Origin of the sequence: Streptomyces sp. NPDC014676 (assembly GCF_043084105.1) — a bacterium.
Lineage (GTDB): Bacteria > Actinomycetota > Actinomycetes > Streptomycetales > Streptomycetaceae > Streptomyces.
Map to the genome: position 1 here is coordinate 519,029 of NZ_JBIBZI010000002.1, position 23,076 is coordinate 542,104.

Genomic DNA, 23,076 nt, shown 5'->3' on the forward strand with positions numbered 1-23,076 from the left:
CTGTTTCAGGCTCCGAGGATCCTCCGCAGGTCGGCCGCGTTCGCCTCGGTGACCTTCCACAGCGTCTGCTGGCGCTCGTGGACGTCGGCGACCGTCGCCGCGTGGGCGTCCAGGATGCCGACGGCCCGCTCGGTGAGCATCGCGCCCAGGTTCCGCTCGTGCACGGAGATGCCCCACTCGGGACGCTCGATGTCGGCGAGGAAGTACGCCATCTTGGGGTGCGAGATCAGGCTGATGATCGGTGTGCCCACACCGAACGGGATCATCCCGGCGTGCCCGCGCATGCCGATGACCAGGCGGGTCTTCGCGTACAGGTCCCGGATGGCGTCGTTGTCGAAGTCGTACATCGGGATCACCGGCAGCGAGATGCCGTGCTCACGGCGCAGGTCGAAGGCGATCCGCTCGTCGTCCAGCGAGTGCGCGGCGCAGCGGACCTCGGTGTGCGCGCCGATGTCCCGTACGGCCTTCGCGATCTCCGCGAGGAAGTGGCCGTAGTCGTGCCCGAAGCGCAGGCCCGCCCGGTCGTAGGCGGCGTTCAGCAGGACGGTGTCCTCGCGGTGCGCCGGGTCCGTCCAGCCGGGGACCAGCTGACGGCTGACCGTGGTGGGGCAGGGCTGGAAGCGGACCCGGTCGTGCAGGTGGTCCGGGAGCATCGCCCGTACCTTCGCGATGGAGCCGTGGTTGCGCAGTCCGAAGAACGCGGACTTCTCCACCAGCAGCCGGAGGCTCTCGCGGAACCGCCCGGCCCGGTACGACTGCCCGTCGAAGGCGTTGAACCCCACCGCGTACACCATGATCGGCACGTCGATGCCGTTCAGCTGCTCGTCGGCCACGTTCCACTGCCAGGCGCTGTTGCCGTTGGGCATCGTGTCCGGGATGAACAGTCCGCCACCGCCGATGACCAGACCGCGCCGGGCGTTGACCCGCTCCAGGGCCGCCTCGTCGAACAGGCGGTGGGCGTGGACGGAGTGCCAGCGCCGGGAGGTGGTGTCCTCGCCGAACGCCAGGCGCACCGTCTCCGGCAGCAGCTTGTCGCCCGCGTTGCCCTGCCGGTCCATGTAGAAGGCGACGTGCGCGAGCTGTTCCCCGGGGCTGCCCTGCTCCTGGGCGGGCACGGTGCCGGCGCGCTGGGCCCACAGCCGGCTCGACCGGTGGGTCGGGTCGACGGAGATGCCGGCGGTGGCGTACCGCAGCGCCTCGGTGTTGTCACCGTGCACCCAGGCCATCTGGGCGAGCCGGGCGTAGGCGGTGGCGGCCCGGTTGGGCGCGGAGGTGGCCAGCAGCAGCTGGGCCCTGGCCTCCTCGTAGCGGGAGACGCTCATCAGGGCGTGGCCGAACACCTCGTGCGGCCAGGCCTCGTCGAGCGGGATGCGGACGCTGCTCAGGATGTCGACGGCGTCCTGGTAGTCACCGGCCGCGATGTGCGCGGCGGCGACCTTGCGGGCGCACTCGACGTCCCCGGTGCGCATGACGTGCGGGGTGCCGAAGTGCACCAGCAGGTCGTGGTGGAGACCCCCGGAGGACGCCAGGTACGCGGCGTGGAAGTCGGCGTCGGACAGGTCGAATCCGCGCCAGCGCTCCTCCGCCTGGGAGTAGCCGGCCTCGCCGCCCTGCCAGGGCTTGTGCCGCCCGGTGAAGTGCAGGATCGCCGTGTCGTCGGGCACCGGCAGGTCGCCGGACAGGCGCCGCTTGACGAAGTTGTAGCGGGCGTCGAGCCGGACGAAGTCGCCGTCCAGGACGGCGTTGAGGATGCCCTGGTCGTGCTTGTCGAGTTCGTAGTCCCCGCTGCGTCCGGTCGCGTCGAGCTTCGCGCAGAAGGCGTCGCTGAGGTACTCGCGCTGGATCACCAGCAGACCGGAGTTGAGCTTGTGCTGCCCGTAGAAGAACTGCGGGACGGCCGCCAGCCCCTCGCGCAGGCGCAGGAGTTCGCCCAGGTCGCCGAGGACCACCATGTCGGTGTCGAGGGTGATGACCGTGTCGTAGTCACGGATCCGGAAGACGTCGAGGATGAAGTACGCCTTGCGGACCAGGTAGTTGTCCTGGTCGCCCTTCTTGTACGAGTCGTACCGCTCGGCGTCCACGCGACGCAGCACGATGCGCGGGTGCAGGGCGCGGATCTTCGCGATGGAGCCGGGTCGCAGGTCGTCGTGGAGGACGACGAAGTCCTCGCACACCCCCGGGTTGGACAGGGCGAGGCTGCGCAGCAGGGCGAGGAAGCCGGGCAGGTAGTTCTCGTCGACGTAGGAGGCGAAGGCGACGCGCCGCTTGCCTGTGAGCGCGGCCGACGAGGGGGCCGGGGCCTGGGAGGAGGTGGTGCCGGCCGGGAAGGTCGTGGTCATCGCAGGGATATCCTCATGTCGGTCACTCGCTGGGCCCGCTGCATGACCCATTCCTTCTCGCTGGTGTACTCGTGCACGGACGTGATCGGCATCTTCATGGCCTCCGCCACGCGGTAGGCGCCGCTCTCGTAGAAGTCGAAGCCGATCAGGTCGAGCGTGGGGCTGACGTCCAGGAAGTCCAGCAGGAACAGCATGTTGAAGCCGGTGGTCGGGATGCCCGTCCAGGCGTCGGTGCCCAGCCGGCCGATGTTGCGCACGGGCCAGCGCAGCGACTCGTCGCCGAGGAACCGCTGGGCGCCGGGCACGAGGCGGTTGCGCAGCGAGTACTTCCAGTCGCCGGAGATGCCGCCGAAGACGAGCCGGGTGGTGACCTGCTGGTCCCAGTTGAAGCCGTGCTTGTGGATGGTGGCGTGGATGTCGGTGCGGCTGCCGGTGTGCTTCGGGTCGATGCGGTACGAGTTGAAGCGCACCACCAGGTCGTAGGCGTCGATCTCGGCGCCCATCGAACTGCTGCCGACCCGCCCGGAGTTGGCTATCAAGCAGACGGACTTGCCGGCGATCTCGTTGCGGAACTCGCCGAGGCTGACCCACCGCACGCCGCCGATGGTCGGGTCGGCGACGGGGCCGCGCATCCGGGTGCGACGCTGCTCCGCGTAGAGGGCGAGAACCTCGGTGAGGGCCGGGAGGTCGCCGCCCCGGTCGGTGCGCAGGTCCAGGTACTGGCTGAGCAGTTCCTGCCGGTCGTCGACCGGGGACTGCTCGGCGGCCAGCGCGAGGATCGCTCCCACCATGCGCGGCTCGGCCTCGGTCCAGTCCCCCACGGCGTGCGCGGCCAGGCCCTCGGCCCACACGTCGGTGGCGGGTCCGCGGGCGAACTCCTCGGCGCGCGGGCACTGGCGGCGCAGCAGGGCGAGCAGTTCCTGCTCCTTCTCCGCCGCGGTGCGCAGTCCGGCGATCTTGGCGCGCACGCCGAAGCCGTCGTCGTCGGTGAGGCCCAGGTAGCGCTCGTAGGCGGCCACGGCCTCGGTCTCGTCGCCGAGGGCCTCCAGCAGGCGGGCGCGCAGCCGCCAGCCGGCCCGGGAACTCTTGCGCTGGGCCAGAACGGTGTCGCTGATGAGGAGCGCGAGGTTCAGTTCGTCGTCGTAGCCGCATTCGAGGGCCTTGTTGGCGACGGCGAGCAGGGCGTCCAGCAACTCGTTGGACAGGCCGGGAGAAGGCGTCGCCGCACCCTTGACGGCCCGCTTGAGCAGGGCGGTCGCGCCACTCGGTGCGGGCGCCGGCTCCGGCGTGGCACCGGTGGCGCACACGACGAGCAGCTTCCGCAACTGCTCGGCGAGCTGGATGCGGCGGCGGTCGGTGCTGCCGACGATTTTGCCGCTGTGCACCGCGCAGGCACGCAGACAGTCGTCCAGCTTCCCTCCTTGTGCACGTGCCCGTCTGTTGTGGACCGTCGTCATGGCACTCCTTGTGCGGAACCGGCCGCCGTCCGCGGGACGGTGTCGGTCGTGATGTCTTCCAGGTGGGGGTGTCGGAAGAATTTAGAAAGCCAAAACGACGCCGAGGTGAACTCGTCGCGTCCTGGTGAGGAATGGTTGGCCCGATGGCCCGGCGTCGCCCGTGCACCGGTCCGGCGTGCCGGCGTACGCACGGCCGGGACCATGAACGCAGGGGATTTCCTTGACCGGCACGATCGCCCGCCCGCCACCCGGCACACCCCGGGGGACGGAGCCGGGGGCGCCTCGCCGTGAAACGCGACCGCGTGCCCCGGACGGACCGCGCCCGGTCGCCGCCCTCATGGCCGCGGCGTATCACCACGGCGGCCGCTGAGCGCGGTCACCGAGGCCCGGGGCGGTTCACCCGAGGTGCGGTTCCCCCTGGTGGTCACCGGTCCGAGCCGGCATCGCCCGAGGCCGGCCGGATCGCCGGTGTGCGGCTCCGGCCCGGCGGCCCGCGGCGCGCCGGCCCCTCCGGGACCCCGGCCGGCGAGCACGCCGTGCGCACCGGCCTCAAGGCGTCCCGTACCGGGCCTCGATCCCCGCGATCAGCAGGGCGAGGCCCTCCTCGAAGTGCTGGTCGTAGTTGCCGAAGATCTCCCCGCCCGCCTGGGCCGCGAGAGGGTAGGCGGCCATCATGCGGGCGCGTTCCTCCAGGTCGAAGCCCTCGCGGCGTTCCCCGGGCAGCGGCTGGACGCCCTGTTCCTCGGTGACGAACCCGAGCGTGTAGAGGTAGGTCGTGTTGAACGCGCGGGTGGCCCCTGCGAGGGTGAAACCGGCGGAGGTGAGCAGCCGCAGCATGTCCTCCATCTGCTCGGCGTGCTCGATCCCCGTGAAGCGTGAGCCGCTGAACACCTTCGCGCCGTCGCGGTAGGCGAGCAGCGCCGTGCGCAGGCCCCGGTTGGCCTTGAGCAGCCGCTCCTGCCAGGTGTCGTCCGGGTCGGGCGGGCCCTGGGCGACCATCCGGCGGTACATCTCCGTCGCCATCTCGTCGAGCAGCGCCTGCTTGTCCTTGAAGTGCCAGTAGAGGGCGGGCGCCTTGACGTCCAGTTCCCTGGCGATCACGCGCAGCGTCAGACCGTCCAGGCCGACCTCGTTCAGCAGTCCCAGCGCCGTGTCGGCGACCCGTCGGCGGTCCAGGGGGGTGCGTCGTTCCGAGCTCACGCTTGACAACTTAACACCGTTAGGGACACGCTCACAGGGCAGACCACTTAACAACGTTAAGGAGACTGGATCATGAGCGACACCCATGTGCTGATCGTGGGCGCCGGACCGACCGGCCTCACCCTCGGCATCGACCTGGCCCGGCGCGGGATCCCCGCGCTGGTGGTGGAGCGGGCGGACGGGCTGTTCCCCGGCTCGCGCGGCAAGGGGCTCCAGCCGCGCACCATGGAGGTCTTCGACGACCTGGGCGTGCTGGACGCGATCCACGCGGCGGGCGGCGGCTACCCGGTCGGGATGATCTGGCGCGGCGGCGAGCGGATCGGCGAGCACCACATGTTCGAACCGGCCGAGCCGAGCGAGGACGCGCCGTACAACGAGCCGTGGATGGTCCCGCAGTGGCGCACCCAGCGGATCCTGCTGGAGCGCCTGGAGGAGCTCGGCGGCAAGGTCGCCTTCGGCCGGGAGGTCACCGGCGTGGTCCAGGACGAGGACGGGGTGACCGCGCGCTTCGCCTCCGGCGGACCGGTGCGCGCCCGGTACCTCGTCGCGGCGGACGGCGGCCGTTCCGTGGTGCGCCGGGCGGTGGGCGTCGGCATGACCGGGGAGGAAGTGGATCCGTTCCCCACGCTGGTGGCGGACGTGCGGATCACCGGCCTGGACCGGGACAACTGGCACTTCTTCCCCCAGGGCGAGGGAACCGAGGACCTCCTGGCGATCTGCCCGCTGGCCGGGACGGAGGACTTCCAGCTGGTCGCCCGGTTCGCGGAGGGCACGGAGGTGGACCTCTCCCCGGAGGGCGTACGGCGGATCGTCGCCGCCCGCTCGCATCTCGCCGCCGAGGACGTCACGGAGGTCCGCTGGGCCTCGGACTTCCGTCCGCGGGCCGCGCTCGCCGACCGGTTCCGGGTGGACCGGGTCTTCCTCGCGGGCGACGCGGCGCACGTGCACTCCCCGGCCGGCGGCCAGGGCCTCAACACCAGCGTCCAGGACGCCTACAACCTGGGCTGGAAGCTGGGCGCGGTACTGGGCGACGGGGCGGGGGCGGCGCTGCTGGACACGTACGAGGAGGAGCGGCGCCCGATCGCCGCGCGGATGCTGGGCCTGTCCACCAGCGTCCACCGAGGGGAGACACGGCGGGGCGGGGCCACCCGGCAACTGGATCTCGGCTACCCCGCGTCGACGCTCACCGCGGAGACGCGGACGGCACCCGGCCCGGTGCGCGCGGGCGACCGGGCCCCGGACGCCACGGTGGACGGCGTACGCCTCTTCGACGCGTTCCGGGGGCCGCACTGGACCCTGCTGGCACTGGGCACGGACGCCCCCGAGCCGCCCGCCGCCGTACGACTGGTGCGCGGCCCGGCGCACGAGACGTACGGGGCGGGGCTGTTCCTCGTCCGCCCGGACGGCCATGTGGGCTGGGCCGGGGACACGCCGGCCGGGCTCCCGGAGTACCTGGCCCGGTTCGGCGGGCGCTGACCGCTACACGCTCGCCAGCGACAGCTTCGCCGCGAAGCCCAGGAAGAGCGCCCCGGCCGCCGAGGTCGCCCCTGCGCTGAGCGCCCTCCGACGACGGAACGCAGCAGCTAGACGAGACCCGCCGAAGATGAGCGCAGACAGGTACAACACGCTTGCCACCTGGGCGAGTACGCCTAGAGTCACGAACCCCAAGACTGGGTTGGACTCTGACACGAACTGTACGAAGAAGGCGATGAAGAACAGGATCGCCTTGGGGTTGAGGAGACTGACGACCAGGGCCCGGCGGAACGGACGCTCACCGGGCGGGGCGGCGACGGGGGCCTCGGTCACGTCCTTGTCCCGCCGCGTCCGCCACATCCCCCACGCGGCCCGCAGCATCCCGACGGCCAGCCAGGTCAGATATCCGGCGCCCGCGTACTTCACGATCCCGAACAGCACGGCGTTGCCCTGGAGCAGCGAGGCGACCCCGGCGGCCGAGAGCGTCATCAGCACGGCGTCCCCGCACCAGACGCCGGCGGCGGCCGTGTACCCGGAGCGCACACCGCGCCGGGCGGCGACGGAGAGGACGTAGAGGGAGTTGGGGCCGGGCAGCAGGACGATGAGGATCAGTCCTGCCAGGTAGGTGGGGAGGTCGATGACGCCGAACATGGGGGGAGTGTCGCACGGAGTGCGGCACTCCGCTCCGGTGTTTCAGCCGTCGAGAAGGGTGTCCGCCGAGATCTCGACACGCACACCGACCGACTCCGGCACGGTCACGTCCTGGCCCCGCTTGAAGCGCTGGGGGTCGGGGTACTCGCCATCGGCCGGATCGGTGTGGAGCAGGACCTCGTCGTGCTTGCGGTCCACGATCAGATAGGCCGGAATACCGGCCTGGGCATAGCACTCGACCTTGGGCCCGAGGTCGTCGGACCAGTTCGACGACGTGACCTCGACGACCATGCGGAAGACGTTCGGGGCGTAGTAGTTCTTCGTGACGTGGGCGTCACGGAAATCCACATCGACGATGGACAGGTCGGGGATCGCGAAGTCCGAGGGCAAGGTGGGCAGCCACAGTCCAATGCCCTGGACGTACTCGTACCCGGCCTCGACGAGCCCTGCCCGATCAAGGGCCCTGCCCAGTTTCGTCAGCGACAGGGCGTGCGAGCCGTCCGGCGGCGGTGTCACAGTGAGCCTCCCCTGGAGAATCTCCACGCGGTGGCCAGGCAGTGCACGGGCGAGCTGGTCGGCAGCCTCACCCAGGGTCAGCTCCTGCTGCAGTACGGCCATGGCGTCCTCCTTTTCGGGGCCCACTCTCCACGAGGGTAACCGGGGACGGACGGCTTCCGCCCGTGATCACTCATACGGAGTAACCGACCAGGTCAGAAGGCGTCCGACGGCACGTAGGTTCCCCAAATCTCCCGCAGCGCGTTGCACACCTCGCCCACCGTCGCCCGTGCCTTCAGCGCGTCCTTCATCGGGTAGAGGACGTTGTCCTCGCCCTCCGCCGCCTTCTTCAGGGCGGCCAGCGCCGAGTCGACCGCCTGCTGGTCGCGCTCCGCGCGGAGTTTCGCCAGGCGTTCGGCCTGCTGGGCCTCGATGGCGGGGTCGACGCGGAGCGGCTCGTAGGGCTCCTCCGCGTCGAGCTGGAAGCGGTTGACGCCGACCACGACGCGTTCGCCGGAGTCGGTCTCCTGGGCGATGCGGTAGGCGCTGCGCTCGATCTCGTTCTTCTGGAAGCCGTGCTCGATGGCGTTGACCGCGCCGCCGAGGTCCTCGACCTTCTTCATCAGCTCCAGCGTCGCCGCCTCGACGTCGTCGGTCATCTTCTCGACGACGTAGGAACCGGCGAAGGGGTCGACGGTCGCCGTCACGTCCGTCTCGTAGGCGAGGACCTGCTGCGTACGCAGGGCGAGGCGGGCGGACTTGTCCGTCGGGAGCGCGATCGCCTCGTCGAAGGAGTTGGTGTGCAGCGACTGGGTGCCGCCGAGGACGGCCGCCAGGCCCTGGACGGCGACGCGGACCAGGTTCACCTCGGGCTGCTGGGCCGTGAGCTGCACGCCCGCCGTCTGCGTGTGGAAGCGCAGCATCAGCGACTTGGGGTTCTTCGCGCCGAACTCCTCCTTCATCACCCGCGCCCAGATCCTGCGGGCCGCGCGGAACTTGGCGACCTCCTCCAGGATCGTCGTACGGGCCACGAAGAAGAAGGACAGGCGCGGGGCGAAGTCGTCCACGTCCATGCCGGCCGCGACGGCCGTGCGGACGTACTCGATGCCGTCCGCGAGGGTGAACGCGATCTCCTGCGCGGGAGAGGCGCCCGCCTCGGCCATGTGGTAGCCGGAGATCGAGATCGTGTTCCACTTCGGGATCTCGGCCCTGCAGTACTTGAAGATGTCGGCGATCAGCCGCAGCGAGGGCTTGGGCGGGAAGATGTACGTGCCCCGCGCGATGTACTCCTTCAGCACGTCGTTCTGGATCGTGCCGGTGAGCCTGTCGGCCGGGACGCCCTGCTCCTCGGCGACCAGTTGGTAGAGGAGCAGCAGGAGGGCGGCGGGGGCGTTGATCGTCATCGACGTGGAGACCTTGTCCAGCGGGATGCCGCCGAACAGCACCCGCATGTCGTCCACCGAGTCGATGGCGACGCCCACCTTGCCGACCTCGCCGTGCGCGATCGGGGCGTCGGAGTCGTGGCCCATCTGGGTGGGCAGGTCGAAGGCGACCGACAGGCCCATCGTGCCGTTGGCGATGAGCTGCTTGTAGCGGGCGTTGGACTCCGTCGCCGTGCCGAAACCGGCGTACTGGCGCATCGTCCAGGGCCGGCCCGTGTACATCGTCGGGTACACGCCCCGGGTGAAGGGGTACGCCCCCGGCTCGCCCAGCTTCTCCGCCGGGTCCCAGCCCTCGAGAGCCTCCGGTCCGTAGACCGGCTCGATGGGCAGACCGGACTCCGACTCGCGCGCCATGGTGTGATGCCTCCCGCTGAGCAGCGTTGCTCGATTCGCTCGCCCGGTACCCGTCAGTCACTCGCCGGCACGGGCCGATCTCTCGACGGACTGTAGCGGTGCGCGTACGGCCCGGTGGAGGGGCGCACGCTGGGACCTTCCTCACAGCCTCGGTGGGACCCCGCTCACAGCACCACCTCGGCGGTCGTCTTCCGGTCACTCACCACCATGCCCCTTTGTTCGCCGGGGGTCACGTCCGGGGAACATCTCAGGTGACGGCCGGGCGCGGCCGGTGAGACGAGGGGGGCTGGTGTGCGGAGTACGGGCATGGGGAGGAAGGGAACCGCGGCCGTCGCGGCGCTGACGGCCCTGGCCGCGCTGGCGGGCGGTGCGGCGGGCTGCACGGTGCAGCCGGCCGGGGCGGGCGGGGAGCACAGGTCACCGGTGCGAATAGAGGTGCCGAGCCGGACGCCGTCCGCGTCACCGTCGCGGGCTCCGGACGGCGACGGCGGCGGCAATGGCGGCGACGGCGGGAAGTCCTCCCCTCCTTCCAGCACCCCGGCACCGCGCGTGCTGTGGTCCCCCGGTGACTCCGGGCGCGGCATACGCGAACTCCAGGCCCGGCTGCGGCAGGTCGCCTGGATCTTCCACGGGCCGACGGGGACGTACGACGACCTGACGGCGGAGGCGGTCCGGGGCTTCCAGGGCAGGCGCGGACTGCCGAGGACCGGGGTGACCGACTCCGTCACCTGGCAGCGGCTGCTCGGCATGACGCGCGAACCGGGCAGGTGGGAGCTGTATCTGATGGGTGGCCAGCCGGCCGACGCGCCCGACGCGCGCTGCCGGACCGGCCGGGTGCTGTGCATCAGCAAGACCAGCCGCACCCTGCGCTGGATGATCGACGGGCGGACGGTGTCGACGATGCCGGTGCGCTTCGGCTCCGAGTACACGCCGACCCGCGAGGGCGTCTTCCAGGTCTACTGGAAGTCCCGGCACCACGTGTCCACGCTCTACGACTCGCCCATGCCGTACGCCATGTTCTTCAGCGGCGGCCAGGCCGTGCACTTCTCGGCCGACTTCGCCGCGCGGGGATACTCCGGCGCCTCGCACGGCTGCGTCAACGTACGGGACGAGGAGGCGATCGCACGGCTGTACGGGCAGGTGCGCAACGGCGACAAGGTCGTCGTGCACTGGTGAGACAGAAGGGGCGCGGGCGGGACCGGGGGAACGTGTCCCGCCCGCGCCGAGGTGCACGAGCCGTGGGTACGGGGGGAACCCCGGCTCCGTGCGACAGCCGATGACCAGTCGGCTCACTCATTACTGCGCCGCAAGGGCCGGAAGTGTCACACCCGCACGGGAGGGAAGTTCAGCGGTCAACAAAAGGGCAGGTCAGGGGCGGTGTCATGGGTTCCTCTCGTCACCCTTGCCGTTGTTGCCGCCCTTGCTGCTATTGCCGCTGCCGCCACCGTTTCCGTTGGTGCCGCTGCTTCCGAGGTCGTCCTTCCCGGCGCTGTCGCCACCGTTGCCGTTGTCGGCATCGTCACCCTGATCCTGATCCTGACCCTGGCCACGTTCCTGCCCCTGCCCCTGCCCCTGACCATGTCCTTGCCCTTGGTCCTGGCCCTGGCCCTGGTCATTGCTCTGACCGTCGGCCTTCCCGTTCCCGTTCCCGTCGCCGCTGTGGGCTCCCCCGTCGGTGCCGGCCGTACCGGACGCACCGGGGGTGTCCGACGTGGACAGCACGTCCTCGCAGTACGTACCGACACGGGAGGAGCCGCCCGCCGCGTCCTCGAGGAGGTGCTCGCCCTCGCCGTTCAGCGCCTTGCCGTCGCGCCACGCGCGACAGGCCGCGGCGATCTGCTTCCCACCGCGGCCAGCACGGCCCGCGCCGTCACCGGTGTCCGCATCGGGCTTCCCCGGCGCGCGGGACCCCTCCGCGTCCCCGGCGGCGCCCCCGGGCGTGACTCCGCCCGGTGCGGCGCCCTCCGGAGGAGGGGACACCAGGGGGCGTTCGGGGTGCGTGACGGAGGCGGCCGGGTCGGACCGGGAGCCGTCGGGCGGGGAGAGGACTCCGGTTCCGGCCAGGACCGCGAGGCCCCCGGCCATGCCGGCGACCAGCGCGGCGGCCAGCCCGAGGCCCAGGGGACGCCCCCGCCGGGATCCGTCCGCGGTTGCGGAACGATCATCGTGCGGGACGCCGATACGGATCGCCCCGATGTCGGAAGGCCGCGTTCCGGTGGACCGGTCCTCGCCGTGTGCCGCCTCGGACCGCCCCTCCCGTTCCTCGCGCACCTTGCGGAAGGCGGCCAGGGCGGCCGCCTCCCCGGGGAGCTCCTCACCGCCCGAAGGAGGCGGCGCGGAGAGCGCGCGCAGTGTTCCGGCGAGCCGTCCGGCCTGGTCCCGGGCGACGGGATCGGCAGTTTCCAGGGGCTCTCCGCTCAGTAAGCGCTCCGCGGCCCCGCGGTCCAGCCACCTGTGCTGCTCATCGGCCATCACATGTCCTTCTGTGTCCGCGTTCGCACCTGCGTCACACTCGCGGACGTCACCGTACGACGGCGGGGTTCTCTCTGGGGAGGAAGGGCGTCGAGCACCCCGGCGGATTCCGGCTGGGCTTCCGGATCGCCGCCGAGCAGCTCGGCCAGACGTCTCAGACCCCGGTGCGCGGCCGTCCGTACGGCACCCGGTCGTTTGCCCAGTGTCTCGGCGGCGGACTTGGCGTCGAGGCCCACGACCACACGCAGCACGACGGCCTCGGCCTGGTCCTGCGGCAGCCGGGATATGAGGGAGAACGCGCCGTCGGTGGCCAGCGCCTCGATGGCCTCGCCGGCGGTGTCGGACTCGGCGGCCCGCCCGGTGAGCTCGGTCTCGTCGCCGCCGATCGCGGGACGGCGTCCGCGCATCCGTATGTGGTCCAGTGCCCGGTTGCGGGCGATCCGGGCGGCCCACCCGCGGAACCGGTCCGCGTCACCGGTGAAGCGCTCCAGGTCACGGGCGATCTGCAGCCACGCCTCGGACGTCACGTCCTCGGCGTCGGGTTCGCCCACCAGTGTCCGTACATATCCCAGTAGCCGCGGATGCACCGCGCGGTACACAGTCCGGAACGCGGTCTCGTCCCCGTCCTGTGCCGCACGCACCGCGGCGGTCAGCTCCGCGTCGTCCCCCAGCACACGCGCGCGCCCTTCTGCGCCTGAACCGGCGCCGCTCTCGCGGACCGGGTTGCTCGCCGTCGTGGTTGCTCGATCAGTGGTTGCGGTCTCAAGGCCGCGGGCGGTTCGTGGTCATGTGTCCGTCGCGGCCTGGCGCGAAAGGCACGTTACGGCCTGAATCCTCTGCCCGTCCACGTCCGTCCAAGATGCAACTAACCCGTGACACGGGGGTGTGACAGAAAACGCACGCATGGCGCTGTAGGAAGTACGGGTCGCCGCGCGGCCCGTACCGCGCGACGGCCGGGGCCTCTCCTGTGGGGGGTGGCGGCCTCGGCCGTTGCCCGGCGGTCCCCGGAGTCCTGGTCCCCCGAGTCCTAGGGAGCGGGGGGCGGCGCCGTCGACAGGCGCAGGCCCAGGTGGTTCTCCTCGTCCCTGATGTGGGTGGGCTGACCTGTCAACATCGCGCGGACCGCGAATTCAGGCATACGGATGACGACCGGGCGGGAGAGTGTCGTGTCGCGTACGGCCGTTTCCGTGCGGGAGCCGCGGACCCGGTTGGTGACCCGGGCGACCGCCCTGACGTCCAGCGTGAACCGGACGAGGACCGACTTCGTCTTCGGCTTGTGCACCGGCATCGAGCCGGAGGCGTTCGCCGTGGCGTCGGCGGCGCCGCCCGAGCCGCCCGTGTTGCCCATGAGCTGGTTGAGGCGGAACTGACCGGCGTCCAGGACGCCCGCGCCGGCCAGGCCGCGGGCCGCTCTGCTGTGGTCCGCGGAGCTCTGGCCCTCCGTCTGGGTGGGGCGGAGCCCCTCCAGATGGCTCTGGCCGATCGTCTCGAAGGCCATCTTGTCGCCGACGCCCAGCACCCGGCCGTCGCGCAGGCGCGCGTGCAGGGAGGCGCGGAGGTTTTGGCCCTCCACTCCGGTGGCGTGCACCGGCGGCAGTTCGACCCCGGCGGAGGTGAGCAGCGGCAGGGCGGCGATCATCCACTCGGTGGAGACGGCCTCGTGCAGGGCGTACGCGGCGGCCTGCCCCTTGTCGTCGAAGCGGGCGCCGCCGCCGGCCTGCCGGATGGCGGACGCGAGGAGCTGCCGTACCTGCGGTGCGCCCTGGAAGCCGTTGACCTGTGCCTCCATCGGCAGCCGCGCCCCGCCCGCGCGCCAGCGGGCCGGATCGGCGGCGGGCGCCTGCGGGCCCTGGGCGGCCGGGGGCCCGATGCGGGAGAGGGCGTCCAGGTCCGCCCGCGGGAGGCGGTGGGTCAGGGTCAGGTGGTCCAGCAGGACGAAGTCCAGCCGCCGGTTCCCCTCGAACAGTTCGAGCCTCGCGCGGATCGGTACCCGCACCCTCGCCACCGCCGCCGTGCTCGCGTCCGCGACCGTCTTCATGCCGAGCTGGCCCCGGCCCGCGGTGCCGCTGCGCTTCGACGCGCCGGAGGAGAGGCCGAGGCCCGCCGCGCCGCCCGTGCTCTTCAACTGTCCCGCGCCGCCGTCGGGTTTGCCGGAACCGGCGAGGATGCCCTCCATGCCGGTCGTGGCGCCGTCGTCGTGGGAGGCGGCCTGCTGGGCGACGGCCGAGGTGATGTACTCCATGTCCCGCTTGTCGTCCGCCGCGCCCAGGTACTCGCCCTCCCCGGTCCGTTCGACCTTGAACACCGCCCAGTAGGGGGTGCTGCGGCCGTCGAACAGCTCCACGGTGACCCCGCCGTCCATGGCGCCGGCCAGCAGTCCGGCGGACCCGTCCCGGTCCAGGACGCGCAGCAGGCGCTGCACGTTGTCGTTGCGGTCGTCCAGCTGCCGCCGGGGCAGCAGGGTGTCGGCGAGGTCCTGCCGCCGGTGCTCGGTGAGGCGGGCGCGCAGCGCCGGGAGCAGCGGTACGAAGCTGGGCAGGTCCTCGATCATGCCGAAGCCGAGCGGCAGTTCGCGGGCGAGTGCCGGGAAGGCGGGGGCGGTGCGGAAGCTCGCCGTGTCGCTCTCGTCCTCCGCCGGTTCGGCTGCCGTGCGGAGGCTTTCCGCGGCCGTGTGGAAGCTCTCCGTGTCGCTCTCGTCCCCCGTGGCCGCTTCGGGGGCGTCGAGGCCCGCCTGCCGCCGCAGTGCCGCCGGGAGTTGTGCCTCCGTCACCCACACGCCCGCCCCGCCGGGCAGGAGCCGGGATCCCGTCGCCACGTACGGGCCGCCGCCGGTGACCTTCACCTCCGCGACCATGGTGACCACCACATCGCACTGGAGCAGGTACAGCGGGGCCTTCTTCGGGGTGTGGGCGTTGCGTTCGACGGTGCCGGACAGGGCGTACGACCGGGCGTCACCCCTGCCCGTGGTGCGGAACGCCGACAGGCCCTGCGCGGCCCGCCAGGTGCCGCCGTTCTCGAAGCCGGTGGCGCCGACCTGCACCGTGCTGGTGGTGCCCTGGCCCGACTGTCCGGCGGACTGGTGGCCGCCGAGCACGAAGGTCTCGGCGCCCGGCCCGGCGCCCCGGTGCACGAACGCCGGGTTGGCCAGGGCGAGCCGGGTGCCGACGGCGCCGTTGAGGGCCGCGAGGCGGCGCGGGTAGCGGAGGTTCTTCACGACCCAGCCGGAGGACGCGGCCTGCCGCAGCGCCGACTGGATCGACCGTTCGCCGAACCGCTCCTCGATCGCCAGCCGGGGTGCGAGCCCTTCCGTGGCCAGTGCCGGGTCCTCGCGCAGCGGCTTGTTGCGGGCGGCGGCCCTGGACAGCAGCGCGAAGGCGAGGTCCCGGACGGGCTGTCCGTCGAGGGTCTCCACCAGTTGCCAGTCGTGCAGTGCGGTGGTGATGCCCTGCACCGGGTCGAGCGAGGCCAGGTCGCCGATGCCCCCGGCGGCGACGGGCGTGGCGGGTGCCGCGTCCGGGCGGGCCGCCGTGAGGGCGTCCAGCCGGTTCCTGCCGTCGTCGTCGAGGGTGAACTCGGCCGGGGTGAGCAGCCGTACGTCCTGGCTGCCGAGGTTCATGTACGTCAGCGTCTCGGGCTCCGGCACGTCCCGGCCGGGGGCGCCGGGGGTGAGGCCGCGGGCGAGTTTGCGGGGGCGGGAGGTCATGGTGGCCTCCACGTCGAGGCGCAGGGCCGCGCGGAAGGCGGCGGCCGTGTCGGAGCCGTTGGCGACGACGTCCGTACGGCTGGTCGTGCCGCCCTGGTTGCGGTGCGAGCCGGTGCTGTGCCGCTCGTAGCGGGCCGCGCCGGTCAGGACGCCGGGGACCAGCCGGGCCTGGCCGAGGACGAGGCCGCCGATCGAGCGCTGGCTGCTCCGCCCGCTCTGGGCGTTCGCGGCGACGGTCGTGTGGCTGCGCACCGACCAGTCCTTGATGTCCCCCTCGTACTCGGTGCCGCCGAGTTCCCCCTTGACGAGGAGCTGCACGTCGTGGGAGTGCAGGGTCGTCTTGCGGCGCAGCCGCACCCGGATGCCGGTGGTCAGCAGCTGGTCCTTGTTGACCCGGAGGCTGGTCTCCGACAGGGCGGTCGTCAGCTCGCGGACGTTGCGCCGCTGGGCCTCGGCGTCCTCGGCGCCGGTGTCGGGGGCGGGCGCGGTGGTCCCGAACGCGGGGAGGTAGCCCGCCAGCCGGGGGTCGGTGGCGAACATCTCGTGGACGGCCCGCATCATGGGGCCGGTGTCGAGGCGGCTCAGCGCGACTCCGGCGCCCTTGCCGCCGTAGGGGAGGTGGCGCTCGACGTCCTGCTCGTCGCCGTTCTCGTCGGTCGTCGTGGGCTTGCTGATGAAGTCCTCGGCCGTCGTCCCGGGGGGCAGCGGCAGCCCGTAGGAGCGGGCCTCGTCGGCCCGCAGGCTGATCCACACGTTCATCGTGTGGACGGCGACGCGGGTCGCGGGGCGCAGGATGTGCTGCGCCGCGCGGGGGCCGGTGCCCTCCGCGGTGAACCGTACGGTCCCGTAGTAGAGGGCCTTCTCGCCGCGGATCTCCGCGCCCTGCCGGCCGGCGACGCTCTGTTCGGTCACGGTGAAGCGCGCCTTGCGGGCCGCCGCGACCGGCATGGCGGTGCCCCGTACGACGGCGGCGTTGCCGACCGCGCCGACGCCGATCGCCGGGCCCACGCCCGCCTGGACGGACCGGCCCTTGCCCGCGCTCTCCGCGACCGACGTCTGGCCGTGCTGGTGCGTGCGCAGCTGTGTCTTCCCGGTGCCCCAGGCCGGGGACAGACCGGTGACGACGGCGCTCAGCCGGTAACTGCCCGCCGTCCTGCCGTCCTTGGAGTAGAGGTCCTCGCCGGTCAGTCCGTCGCGCAGCAGCCGGGGCAGATCCTCGAGGACGGTCGCGGTGGAGGTCACCGAGTACAGCCGGCTGCGGCCCGGCGCGCCCGGGGCGGTGAGCGCGGGGTGCAGCACCGAGGCGACGGTGTCGAAGAGGCCTCCGCCGCCCTGGTGCGGGGCGGCCTCGTCGGCCACCGCGACCGGGGCGAGGGAGTCGGAGAGCGAGACGTCGCGGGAGGTGGCCGCGGTCACCGGCCGGGGCGGGGCGGGCGCCTCGGTGCCGACCGGGACCAGGTGCTCGGTCGGCACCCGCTGGGTGAGGGTGCCCGCGTCGCCGAAGGTCTGCTCGTCCTCGGTGCCGTGCTTGCGGATCCGTACCTCGTAGCGCACCTTGCGCTCCACCTCGACCGTGCCCTTGTCGCTGCGCAGCACACGCCATTCGGCCACGTTCGTCTGCCGGCGGGACTCGCGGGAGGACTGCCAGGGCTGGGCGTTCGCGGTACCGGCCGCGCCGAACCACACTCCCGGGGCGACGGGGGCGAGTCCGAAGGCGACGCCTCCGGCGCCCTTGCTCGACGAACCGCCGCTCGTGGAGCTCACGGTGGCGGCGGAGTTGTGGTGGATGTCGAGCTTGGTGTCCTTGCCCTCGGGGTGTTCGAGCGCGGCCTGCGGCACTCCGTCGGTGCCCGGTGAGGCGTCGGCCAGGGTGTCCCCGGGGTGGAAGACGGGCGGCCGGTCGTCCGGGGCCCGGCGGATCGTGACGGTGACGTCGTACCACTCCTTGCCGGTGCGGCCCTCGACGGCGAAGGCGCGGCCCTGCCCTAAGAAGCTCTCCGGGCGGCCGGCCAGTTCGCCGGCGAGTTCGGCGACGGTGCCGTCGGCGTGCCCGACGACCGCGGAGACCGCGTGCCGGACGAACTCGTGACCGGTCGGCCCGTACGACGAGGAGAGGCCGCCCGCCTGGAGGTTCATCAGGTACGGCGGCAGCACGAGGCCCGTCTCGGTGCGCTCCTCGATGTCCTGGAGCGCGGGGCGGCCGGCGGCCGCGGTCCGGGTCCTGCGCACGGCGCGTGAGGTGGCCGCGTTGCCGACGGCACGCTGGAGCGAGAGCAGAGGGGCGGGTGGGAGCTCGGTGCGGGGCGTCCGGGCCGCCTGCTCCGAGGTGCCGGTCCTGCCGTCCCCTGACTGCTGCTGTGTCCGCACCTCGTCAACGTAGCCACTGGTGGGGCGGGGGGTGGGCGGTCTCCCTCCTGCTGTGCCAATCGCCGTCCGCGCTCCACCGGGACGTCGGCTCCCGTACCCCGCGCCGTCAGCTCCGCTGGAAAAACTCCACCTCCGCGACGGCCAGATGGCGTCCCGATGTCAGACCTGCGGGTGAACTCAGCACCAGGCGCACCGACTTCGCGTCGCTGATGCCGGTGGAGATCGTCTGCGGGCCCGGCTTGTCGCTGAGAGTGATCTCCTTGCGGTGCTCGGTGCCGTCCTCGGCCGTCACCTCCAGGTCCACCTGGAGCGCGCGGCCCTGACGGGCGTACGCCTCGGGAGACGTGGACGCCCCGTTGGTGATGATCAGGTCGACCAGGCGGAACGGCTTGCGGAAGGTGTAGGTCACCGAGGCACCCGGTCCGGGCGCGCCCCAGTAGCGGTTGTTGAGCCCGTCCGTGGTGTCCGCGGCCGGATGTCCGCGCACCGCCGCGCTCGCCTCGACGGCGACCGGGGTGATGGGGGTGGCCTTGCCCAGTTTGTCCCGGGTGTCCTCGATCAGGGCCCGTCCGGCGGGCAGCAGCAGGAAACCTCCCGCGCACAGCGCCAGCACCACGGCCAGGATCACGACGAACCGGAACACCGATCCCGACCCGGCCCGCCTCCGGCGCCGGAACGGCCACACCGTCCGCCACCACGGCAGCGGGGCGGGCTTCTCGGCGGGCTTCAGTTCGGCCGCGCAGCGCCGGCAGAACCGCCGCTCGGGCCGGTTGACCGTCCCGCAGACGGGGCACGCCCGCCCCACCACGTCACCCTCCTCCACGGTGGTGGGCCGCACCACGGGCCGGGGCGCCACCGGCTTCGCGGGGAGGACGGGACCTACGGGGGCGGGGTCGGCGGCGGGGGCGGGGGGTGCCGGGGGCCGGGGGGTGGTGGGAAGGGGGTCACCGGAAGCGGGGGCCCGGGAGCCGGTACGGGGAGCGGCCCCGGGTGCGGAGGGGGACGAGGGGCCGGTGGTCGCGGGCCGGGAAGGGGTGGCGCCCTGTCCTTCCGACGTGCCGGGCCCCTGGTCCGTACGGGCCGTGTCGTCGGCGTCGGCGGCGTCCGCGGCCGGGGTGTCCGGGGCGCTCGCCTCGTCGGACCCGCGGCCGGTGAGGCGGGCGCGCAGTGACGCGCCGAGGGCACGCGCGGCCGACAGGGGCCCGCCCTCCGCGAGGGCCGCTCCGGACACCCCCGGCGGGATGACGTCGGGGAGGGCAGGGGGCGCCGGGACGGCCGGAGGGTCCAGGGACACAGGGAGCGCGGGAGTCGCCGGTACGGCCGCCGAGGGGGCGTCGGGAATCCGCCCCGTCTCCGGTTCCGCCGCGGTCGGCCGGCCCGAGCCCCTCGACGCGGCCGCCGGACCCGCCGGCCCGGCGGCCGCCGAAGCATCGGAGGACACCTGCCCCGTCCCGGACTCGGCGGCGGCCGGGCGGGCGGCCCGCCGGCCCGGATCCACCGAAGCACCCGACCGATCCGGAACGCCGTCGGCCGCCGAACCCACCGGCCCGGCGGCCGCCGAAGCATCGGTGGACCCGGGCCCCGACCCCGCGGCGGCCGGGCGCTCCGGAGCGGTGGCCGGGTCCTCGGGAGGGACCGTCGGTTCCGTGGCCGCCGGGGGCGTCGGGTGGTCCGCGACGGCGGGGGGCCCCTCGGGTGCCGGGTCCGCCGGAGTCGTCGCTCGGCTCGGTGCCGACGGCGTGTCCGACCAGCCCAGGTATGTGCCGCAGTTGCCGCAGAAGTCGTCCGTGGGGTCGTTGGACGCCCCGCAGGCGGGACATGCGCGCATGCGTCAGCTCCCTTCCTCGGCGGGCGGGCCGGAGAGGACCTCCACCCGGAACGCCGTGTGCACCGGGCACATGGCCCGGACGATCTCGTGGACCCTGTCCACGTCCACCGGTGCGGCGCCGTCCGCCCGGACCCGGACCAGCACCTCGGCGGGCGGCTCCGGCGGCAGGTCGGAGCCCGCGGTGTGTGACCACACCGCACCCCCGTCGCCGGTCACCTCGGCGTGCACGCCGAGCGCCAGCCGCAGGGCCTCGGCCAGCCCGCGCCGGGTGCCGCGCCACCGGTGCAGCTCCACCGCGCGGACGACGGCCTCACGGCGCCGTTCCACCGGCCACTGGGGGTCGTCCCCGGCACCCACCCAGGACGCCAGCCACACCAGGAAGTCGACCGGCGTCACCCGGGGGTCGAGATAGGCGGGCAGGTTGTCGAGGGTGGAGAACACCGGGGCGAGGACCGTGTCGAGCCCGGCGGTGAACCGCTGCGCGAAGTCGTCGTCGGCGTACAGCGCGGGCAGTTGCCCGCCGATCGGGTATCTGCTCGGCAGGCCGGGTATCGCGGCCCTGCTCATCCCCGGCCCTCCGCCCCGGCCGGCGTCACGACCACCTGGTGCTGGTACGAGAAGACCAGCGCGCCCGCCGCCAGGTCGATACGGTCCGTCGGGGCGCCGCGCCGGCCGGTGACGGGGTCGGCGGGGAACAGCCGGATCTCCTCGACCAGGGCGTTGCCGGTGGCGCGTTGCAGCACGCCGAAGATCTCGCCGTACTGGACGGGCCGCCCGAAGGGCCAGCCGGTGCCGTCCGGGCCGCCGGTGAGCGGGTTGAGGTGGGCGTAGAGCGCGTCGAGGGCGGCGGCGCGGACCCGGTCGGTGTCGCCGGGGGCCGCGGAGAGCCGGGCCACGACGGTGACGCCCTGGTAGACCGGCGGCTCCACCACCAGCCGGGTGCCGATCAGCCGCCGTTCGTCGAGGCTCGCGGTGATCGCCGCGAGCACCTGCTCCGAGGGGATCAGCTGCTCGAAGCGCAGCCGGTCGTCGCCCTCGTCGGCCACCGCGTCCGGCACCACCAGCACCCGTACCGCACCGGGCGTGCCGGCGGCCGGCAGACAGCGCACCCGGCGCACCGAGGGCGCGGCCTGGCGGCTGATGATCTCGTAGTCCTCGGCGGTCACCGCGCGGTCCTGCATGCGGAGCGCCTCCGGGGCGCGCCGCCTGGCGTTCTCGACGGTCTCCCCGGCCACCCCGCCGCGCGCCGCCTCCCGGTTGGTGACCTGGGCGACGTACGGCACGGAGCTGAGCAGTACGGAGATCGCGCCGCGGGCCACGTTGCCGGCGGGACCGCCGCCGGTGCGGTAGCGGGCCACCCGGATCCGGGCGCCCTTGGGCGGCACGGCGCCGCACTGCCGCAGTGTGCCGTCGGGTTCGCGCAGGGCCGGCGGGAAGAGGAACTCGCCGGTGGTGGCGTCCACCCGGACGTGCCGGTCGGCGGGTCCGGAGCGGCCGAAGTGTTCGACCACCTCCCAGCGCTGCCACCCCTCGTCGGTGGAGACCTCCACCACGGGCGGCCCGGCGTCGAGGAGGACCGGCGGGCGGCCGAGCCGGAAGGTCTGTCCGGCGACGCCCTCTGAGGTGCCGAGGGGCACGTCGGTCACGGTCTCGGCGTGTTCGACGGACATGGTGCCGCCGACGGTGAAGACGGTCGCCTCGCGCACCGTCGGGGACTCCGAGTAGAACGGCTGGCCCGGCTCCGCCTCGGTGACCCGGCAGCGCAGCCAGCCGGCCCGGGTGCCGCCGATCACCGACGCGGTGTGCCCGGCCGGTACGTACACGATGACCTCGCCGGGCCGGTTCAGGCCGCCGGTGGTGTCGGTGCCGGTCTCGCACGGCCGCCAGCCGCCGCCGTCCCAGGCCTCCCACACCAGCGGGGGCTGGCGCGGGTCGACGCCGATGCCCTCGACGCGGCTGTCCAGGCGGACCGCGACGATGCAGCGCGGCACCGCCGTCGGCAGTCCGAACAGCAGCGCGTCGCCCGGTTCCGGTGTGGTCTGGAAGCAGCGGATGTCGAGGCCGTCGGCGAGCATGCCGGTCCGGTCGCTCTGCTCGCCGGTCCGCGGCGCGGTGACCAGACGGGTCAGTTCGCTGGGCAGGATGCGCAGTTCGCCGGTGGTGGTGAAGACCACGGGTTCGTCGGACTCGCCGCCCGCGGTGGTCACCTCGGTGCCCGGGGGCAGCGCGACCGTGTCGGGCTGCGGCGCCGACAGCCAGAAGTCGACGTCGGCGGAGGCGGCCGTCGGCGGGAACAGGCGGATGCCCAACAGGTCGAGGAACGCGGTGTAGTTCTTGTCCGGGACCCGGTTCAGCCGGTACAGCAACTGGTCCACGAGGTAGGCGAACGTCTCGATCAGGGTGACGCCCGGGTCGGAGACGTTGTGGTCGGTCCACTCGGGGGCGCGTTGGCGCACGTACCGCTTGGCCTCGTCGACGAGTTGCTGGAACCGCCGGTCGTCCAGATTCGGGGAGGGCAGGGCCATCAGTCCGCGCCCGCTTCCTCGGCCCCCTCCTCGGAGGGGATCGTGTAGAAGGGAAAGACCAGGTTGCGCCGGTCGTTGGTGGATCGCAGGGTGTAGTGCACGTCGATGTAGAGGGTGCCGTCCTCGACGGCATCGAAGGCGACGACCACGTCGTCGACCGCGATCCGCGGCTCCCACCGTTCCAGGGCCTCGCGCACCTGCTGCGCGATGCGTCCGGCGGTGGCGCCGTCGCCGGGGGCGAAGACGTAGTCGTGGATGCCGCAGCCGAACTCCGGGCGCATGGGGCGTTCGCCGGGCGCGGTGCCGAGGACCAGCCGGATCGCCTCCTCGATCTCCCGTTCCCGTTCGACCAGGGCGATCCCGCCGGTGGGCCCGACCCGCAGCGGGAACCCCCAGCCGCGGCCGATGAACCGCTCGCTCACACGGCACCGCCGATCACGACGTTCAGGGCGCCGGGCAGGACGGTCGCGCCGCACGCGGTCCGGTCGCGGGCCCGCGCGGCGGGCAGCCCGCCGATGAGGACCTGTCCCGAGGCGAGCCCCGCCGGGTTGGGCAGGATCACGTTGGCGGGCCCCATGACCGCGTGCTGGGGCAGCACGCAGACGTGCAGGCTGCCCACGACGGCGGCGGGCCGGCCGCCGATCAGGACGGTCGCCACCGACCGCGCGGCGGCGGGCGGCGGGGTGGTGATCCGGCCGCCGTGGTCGGTGGGGTCACCGGTACGGGCTGCGGCTGGCATGCGGCTCTCCTCGGAGGATGTCGGAAGACGA

The 23,076-nt window shown here is 73.0% G+C and carries 16 protein-coding genes; 2 read left to right on the forward strand and 14 right to left on the reverse strand.

The genetic code is table 11. The features are described from left to right. Positions 1-5: 5 nt before the first annotated feature. The 3 genes from ACF1DX_RS06800 to ACF1DX_RS06810 all read right to left on the reverse strand — a co-directional run bounded on the left by ACF1DX_RS06800 (position 6) and on the right by ACF1DX_RS06810 (position 4,996). Positions 6-2,339, reverse strand: coding sequence for a glycosyltransferase (locus ACF1DX_RS06800; RefSeq protein ID WP_391790149.1), 2,334 nt, complete (start codon positions 2,337-2,339; stop codon positions 6-8). Beyond that, on the reverse strand, positions 2,336-3,796 hold the full coding sequence (locus ACF1DX_RS06805; RefSeq protein WP_391790150.1) for a glycosyltransferase family 29 protein: 1,461 nt from the start codon (positions 3,794-3,796) through the stop codon (positions 2,336-2,338). The genes ACF1DX_RS06800 and ACF1DX_RS06805 overlap by 4 nt, the downstream gene beginning before the upstream one ends. A 549-nt stretch (positions 3,797-4,345) precedes the next feature. Then, positions 4,346-4,996 (reverse strand): TetR/AcrR family transcriptional regulator, encoded by a 651-nt coding sequence (locus tag ACF1DX_RS06810; RefSeq protein ID WP_391790151.1) that lies wholly within the window; start codon positions 4,994-4,996, stop codon positions 4,346-4,348. Between the two features lie 72 nt (positions 4,997-5,068). On the opposite strand from ACF1DX_RS06810, the gene ACF1DX_RS06815 reads away from it, so the two are divergent. Continuing rightward, on the forward strand, positions 5,069-6,472 hold the full coding sequence (locus ACF1DX_RS06815; RefSeq protein ID WP_391790152.1) for an FAD-dependent oxidoreductase: 1,404 nt from the start codon (positions 5,069-5,071) through the stop codon (positions 6,470-6,472). 3 nt (positions 6,473-6,475) lie between these two features. Here ACF1DX_RS06815 and leuE read toward each other — a convergent pair whose 3' ends face one another. The 3 genes from leuE to ACF1DX_RS06830 form a co-directional block, all read right to left on the reverse strand. Then, positions 6,476-7,120 (reverse strand): leucine efflux protein LeuE, encoded by a 645-nt coding sequence (gene leuE / locus ACF1DX_RS06820; RefSeq protein ID WP_391790153.1) that lies wholly within the window; start codon positions 7,118-7,120, stop codon positions 6,476-6,478. Between the two features lie 42 nt (positions 7,121-7,162). Beyond that, positions 7,163-7,738, reverse strand: coding sequence for a Uma2 family endonuclease (locus tag ACF1DX_RS06825; protein WP_391790154.1), 576 nt, complete (start codon positions 7,736-7,738; stop codon positions 7,163-7,165). Positions 7,739-7,830: 92 nt separating this feature from the next. Beyond that, on the reverse strand, positions 7,831-9,411 hold the full coding sequence (locus tag ACF1DX_RS06830) for a methylmalonyl-CoA mutase (protein WP_391790155.1): 1,581 nt from the start codon (positions 9,409-9,411) through the stop codon (positions 7,831-7,833). Between the two features lie 306 nt (positions 9,412-9,717). Between ACF1DX_RS06830 and ACF1DX_RS06835 the strand changes: the two genes are divergently transcribed. Continuing rightward, complete coding sequence (locus tag ACF1DX_RS06835) at positions 9,718-10,587, forward strand: L,D-transpeptidase family protein (protein ID WP_391790156.1); 870 nt, start codon at positions 9,718-9,720, stop codon at positions 10,585-10,587. A gap of 204 nt (positions 10,588-10,791) precedes the next feature. Here the strand turns inward: ACF1DX_RS06835 and ACF1DX_RS06840 are convergent, their stop codons facing one another. The 8 genes from ACF1DX_RS06840 to ACF1DX_RS06875 form a co-directional block, all read right to left on the reverse strand. Then, on the reverse strand, positions 10,792-11,883 hold the full coding sequence (locus ACF1DX_RS06840) for a hypothetical protein (RefSeq protein WP_391790157.1): 1,092 nt from the start codon (positions 11,881-11,883) through the stop codon (positions 10,792-10,794). Then, positions 11,883-12,557, reverse strand: a complete 675-nt coding sequence (locus ACF1DX_RS06845; RefSeq protein WP_391790158.1) for an RNA polymerase sigma factor — start codon at positions 12,555-12,557, stop codon at positions 11,883-11,885. Before ACF1DX_RS06845 ends, ACF1DX_RS06840 begins: the two co-directional genes overlap by 1 nt. A 353-nt stretch (positions 12,558-12,910) precedes the next feature. Further along, a complete protein-coding gene (locus ACF1DX_RS06850) occupies positions 12,911-17,953 on the reverse strand; it encodes a hypothetical protein (protein ID WP_391790159.1) in 5,043 nt (1,680 codons plus the stop codon). Positions 17,954-18,059: 106 nt separating this feature from the next. Further along, the gene (locus tag ACF1DX_RS06855) at positions 18,060-19,781 is read right to left on the reverse strand and encodes an NADase-type glycan-binding domain-containing protein (protein WP_391790160.1); all 1,722 of its coding nucleotides are present in this window, start codon (positions 19,779-19,781) and stop codon (positions 18,060-18,062) included. A 3-nt stretch (positions 19,782-19,784) separates the two neighbouring features. Beyond that, complete coding sequence (locus tag ACF1DX_RS06860; RefSeq protein ID WP_391790161.1) at positions 19,785-20,348, reverse strand: phage tail protein; 564 nt, start codon at positions 20,346-20,348, stop codon at positions 19,785-19,787. Further along, positions 20,345-22,306 (reverse strand): putative baseplate assembly protein, encoded by a 1,962-nt coding sequence (locus tag ACF1DX_RS06865; RefSeq protein ID WP_391790162.1) that lies wholly within the window; start codon positions 22,304-22,306, stop codon positions 20,345-20,347. Before ACF1DX_RS06865 ends, ACF1DX_RS06860 begins: the two co-directional genes overlap by 4 nt. Next, the gene (locus tag ACF1DX_RS06870) at positions 22,306-22,728 is read right to left on the reverse strand and encodes a GPW/gp25 family protein (protein ID WP_030229539.1); all 423 of its coding nucleotides are present in this window, start codon (positions 22,726-22,728) and stop codon (positions 22,306-22,308) included. Before ACF1DX_RS06870 ends, ACF1DX_RS06865 begins: the two co-directional genes overlap by 1 nt. Further along, positions 22,725-23,045, reverse strand: a complete 321-nt coding sequence (locus ACF1DX_RS06875) for a PAAR domain-containing protein (RefSeq protein WP_391790163.1) — start codon at positions 23,043-23,045, stop codon at positions 22,725-22,727. Before ACF1DX_RS06875 ends, ACF1DX_RS06870 begins: the two co-directional genes overlap by 4 nt. Between the last annotated feature and the right edge of the window lie 31 nt (positions 23,046-23,076).

Bases quoted from the DNA above. Each gene is read 5' to 3' on its own strand.
- ACF1DX_RS06815 (WP_391790152.1), top strand. From the start codon at position 5,069: ATGAGCGACACCCATGTGCTGATCGTGGGCGCCGGACCGACCGGCCTC.
- ACF1DX_RS06840 (WP_391790157.1), bottom strand. From the start codon at position 11,883: ATGGCCGATGAGCAGCACAGGTGGCTGGACCGCGGGGCCGCGGAGCGC.
- ACF1DX_RS06860 (WP_391790161.1), bottom strand. From the start codon at position 20,348: ATGAGCAGGGCCGCGATACCCGGCCTGCCGAGCAGATACCCGATCGGC.
- ACF1DX_RS06800 (WP_391790149.1), bottom strand. From the start codon at position 2,339: ATGACCACGACCTTCCCGGCCGGCACCACCTCCTCCCAGGCCCCGGCC.
- ACF1DX_RS06865 (WP_391790162.1), bottom strand. From the start codon at position 22,306: ATGGCCCTGCCCTCCCCGAATCTGGACGACCGGCGGTTCCAGCAACTC.
- ACF1DX_RS06830 (WP_391790155.1), bottom strand. From the start codon at position 9,411: ATGGCGCGCGAGTCGGAGTCCGGTCTGCCCATCGAGCCGGTCTACGGA.
- ACF1DX_RS06875 (WP_391790163.1), bottom strand. From the start codon at position 23,045: ATGCCAGCCGCAGCCCGTACCGGTGACCCCACCGACCACGGCGGCCGG.
- ACF1DX_RS06855 (WP_391790160.1), bottom strand. From the start codon at position 19,781: ATGCGCGCATGTCCCGCCTGCGGGGCGTCCAACGACCCCACGGACGAC.
- ACF1DX_RS06835 (WP_391790156.1), top strand. From the start codon at position 9,718: ATGGGGAGGAAGGGAACCGCGGCCGTCGCGGCGCTGACGGCCCTGGCC.
- ACF1DX_RS06825 (WP_391790154.1), bottom strand. From the start codon at position 7,738: ATGGCCGTACTGCAGCAGGAGCTGACCCTGGGTGAGGCTGCCGACCAG.
- leuE (WP_391790153.1), bottom strand. From the start codon at position 7,120: ATGTTCGGCGTCATCGACCTCCCCACCTACCTGGCAGGACTGATCCTC.
- ACF1DX_RS06805 (WP_391790150.1), bottom strand. From the start codon at position 3,796: ATGACGACGGTCCACAACAGACGGGCACGTGCACAAGGAGGGAAGCTG.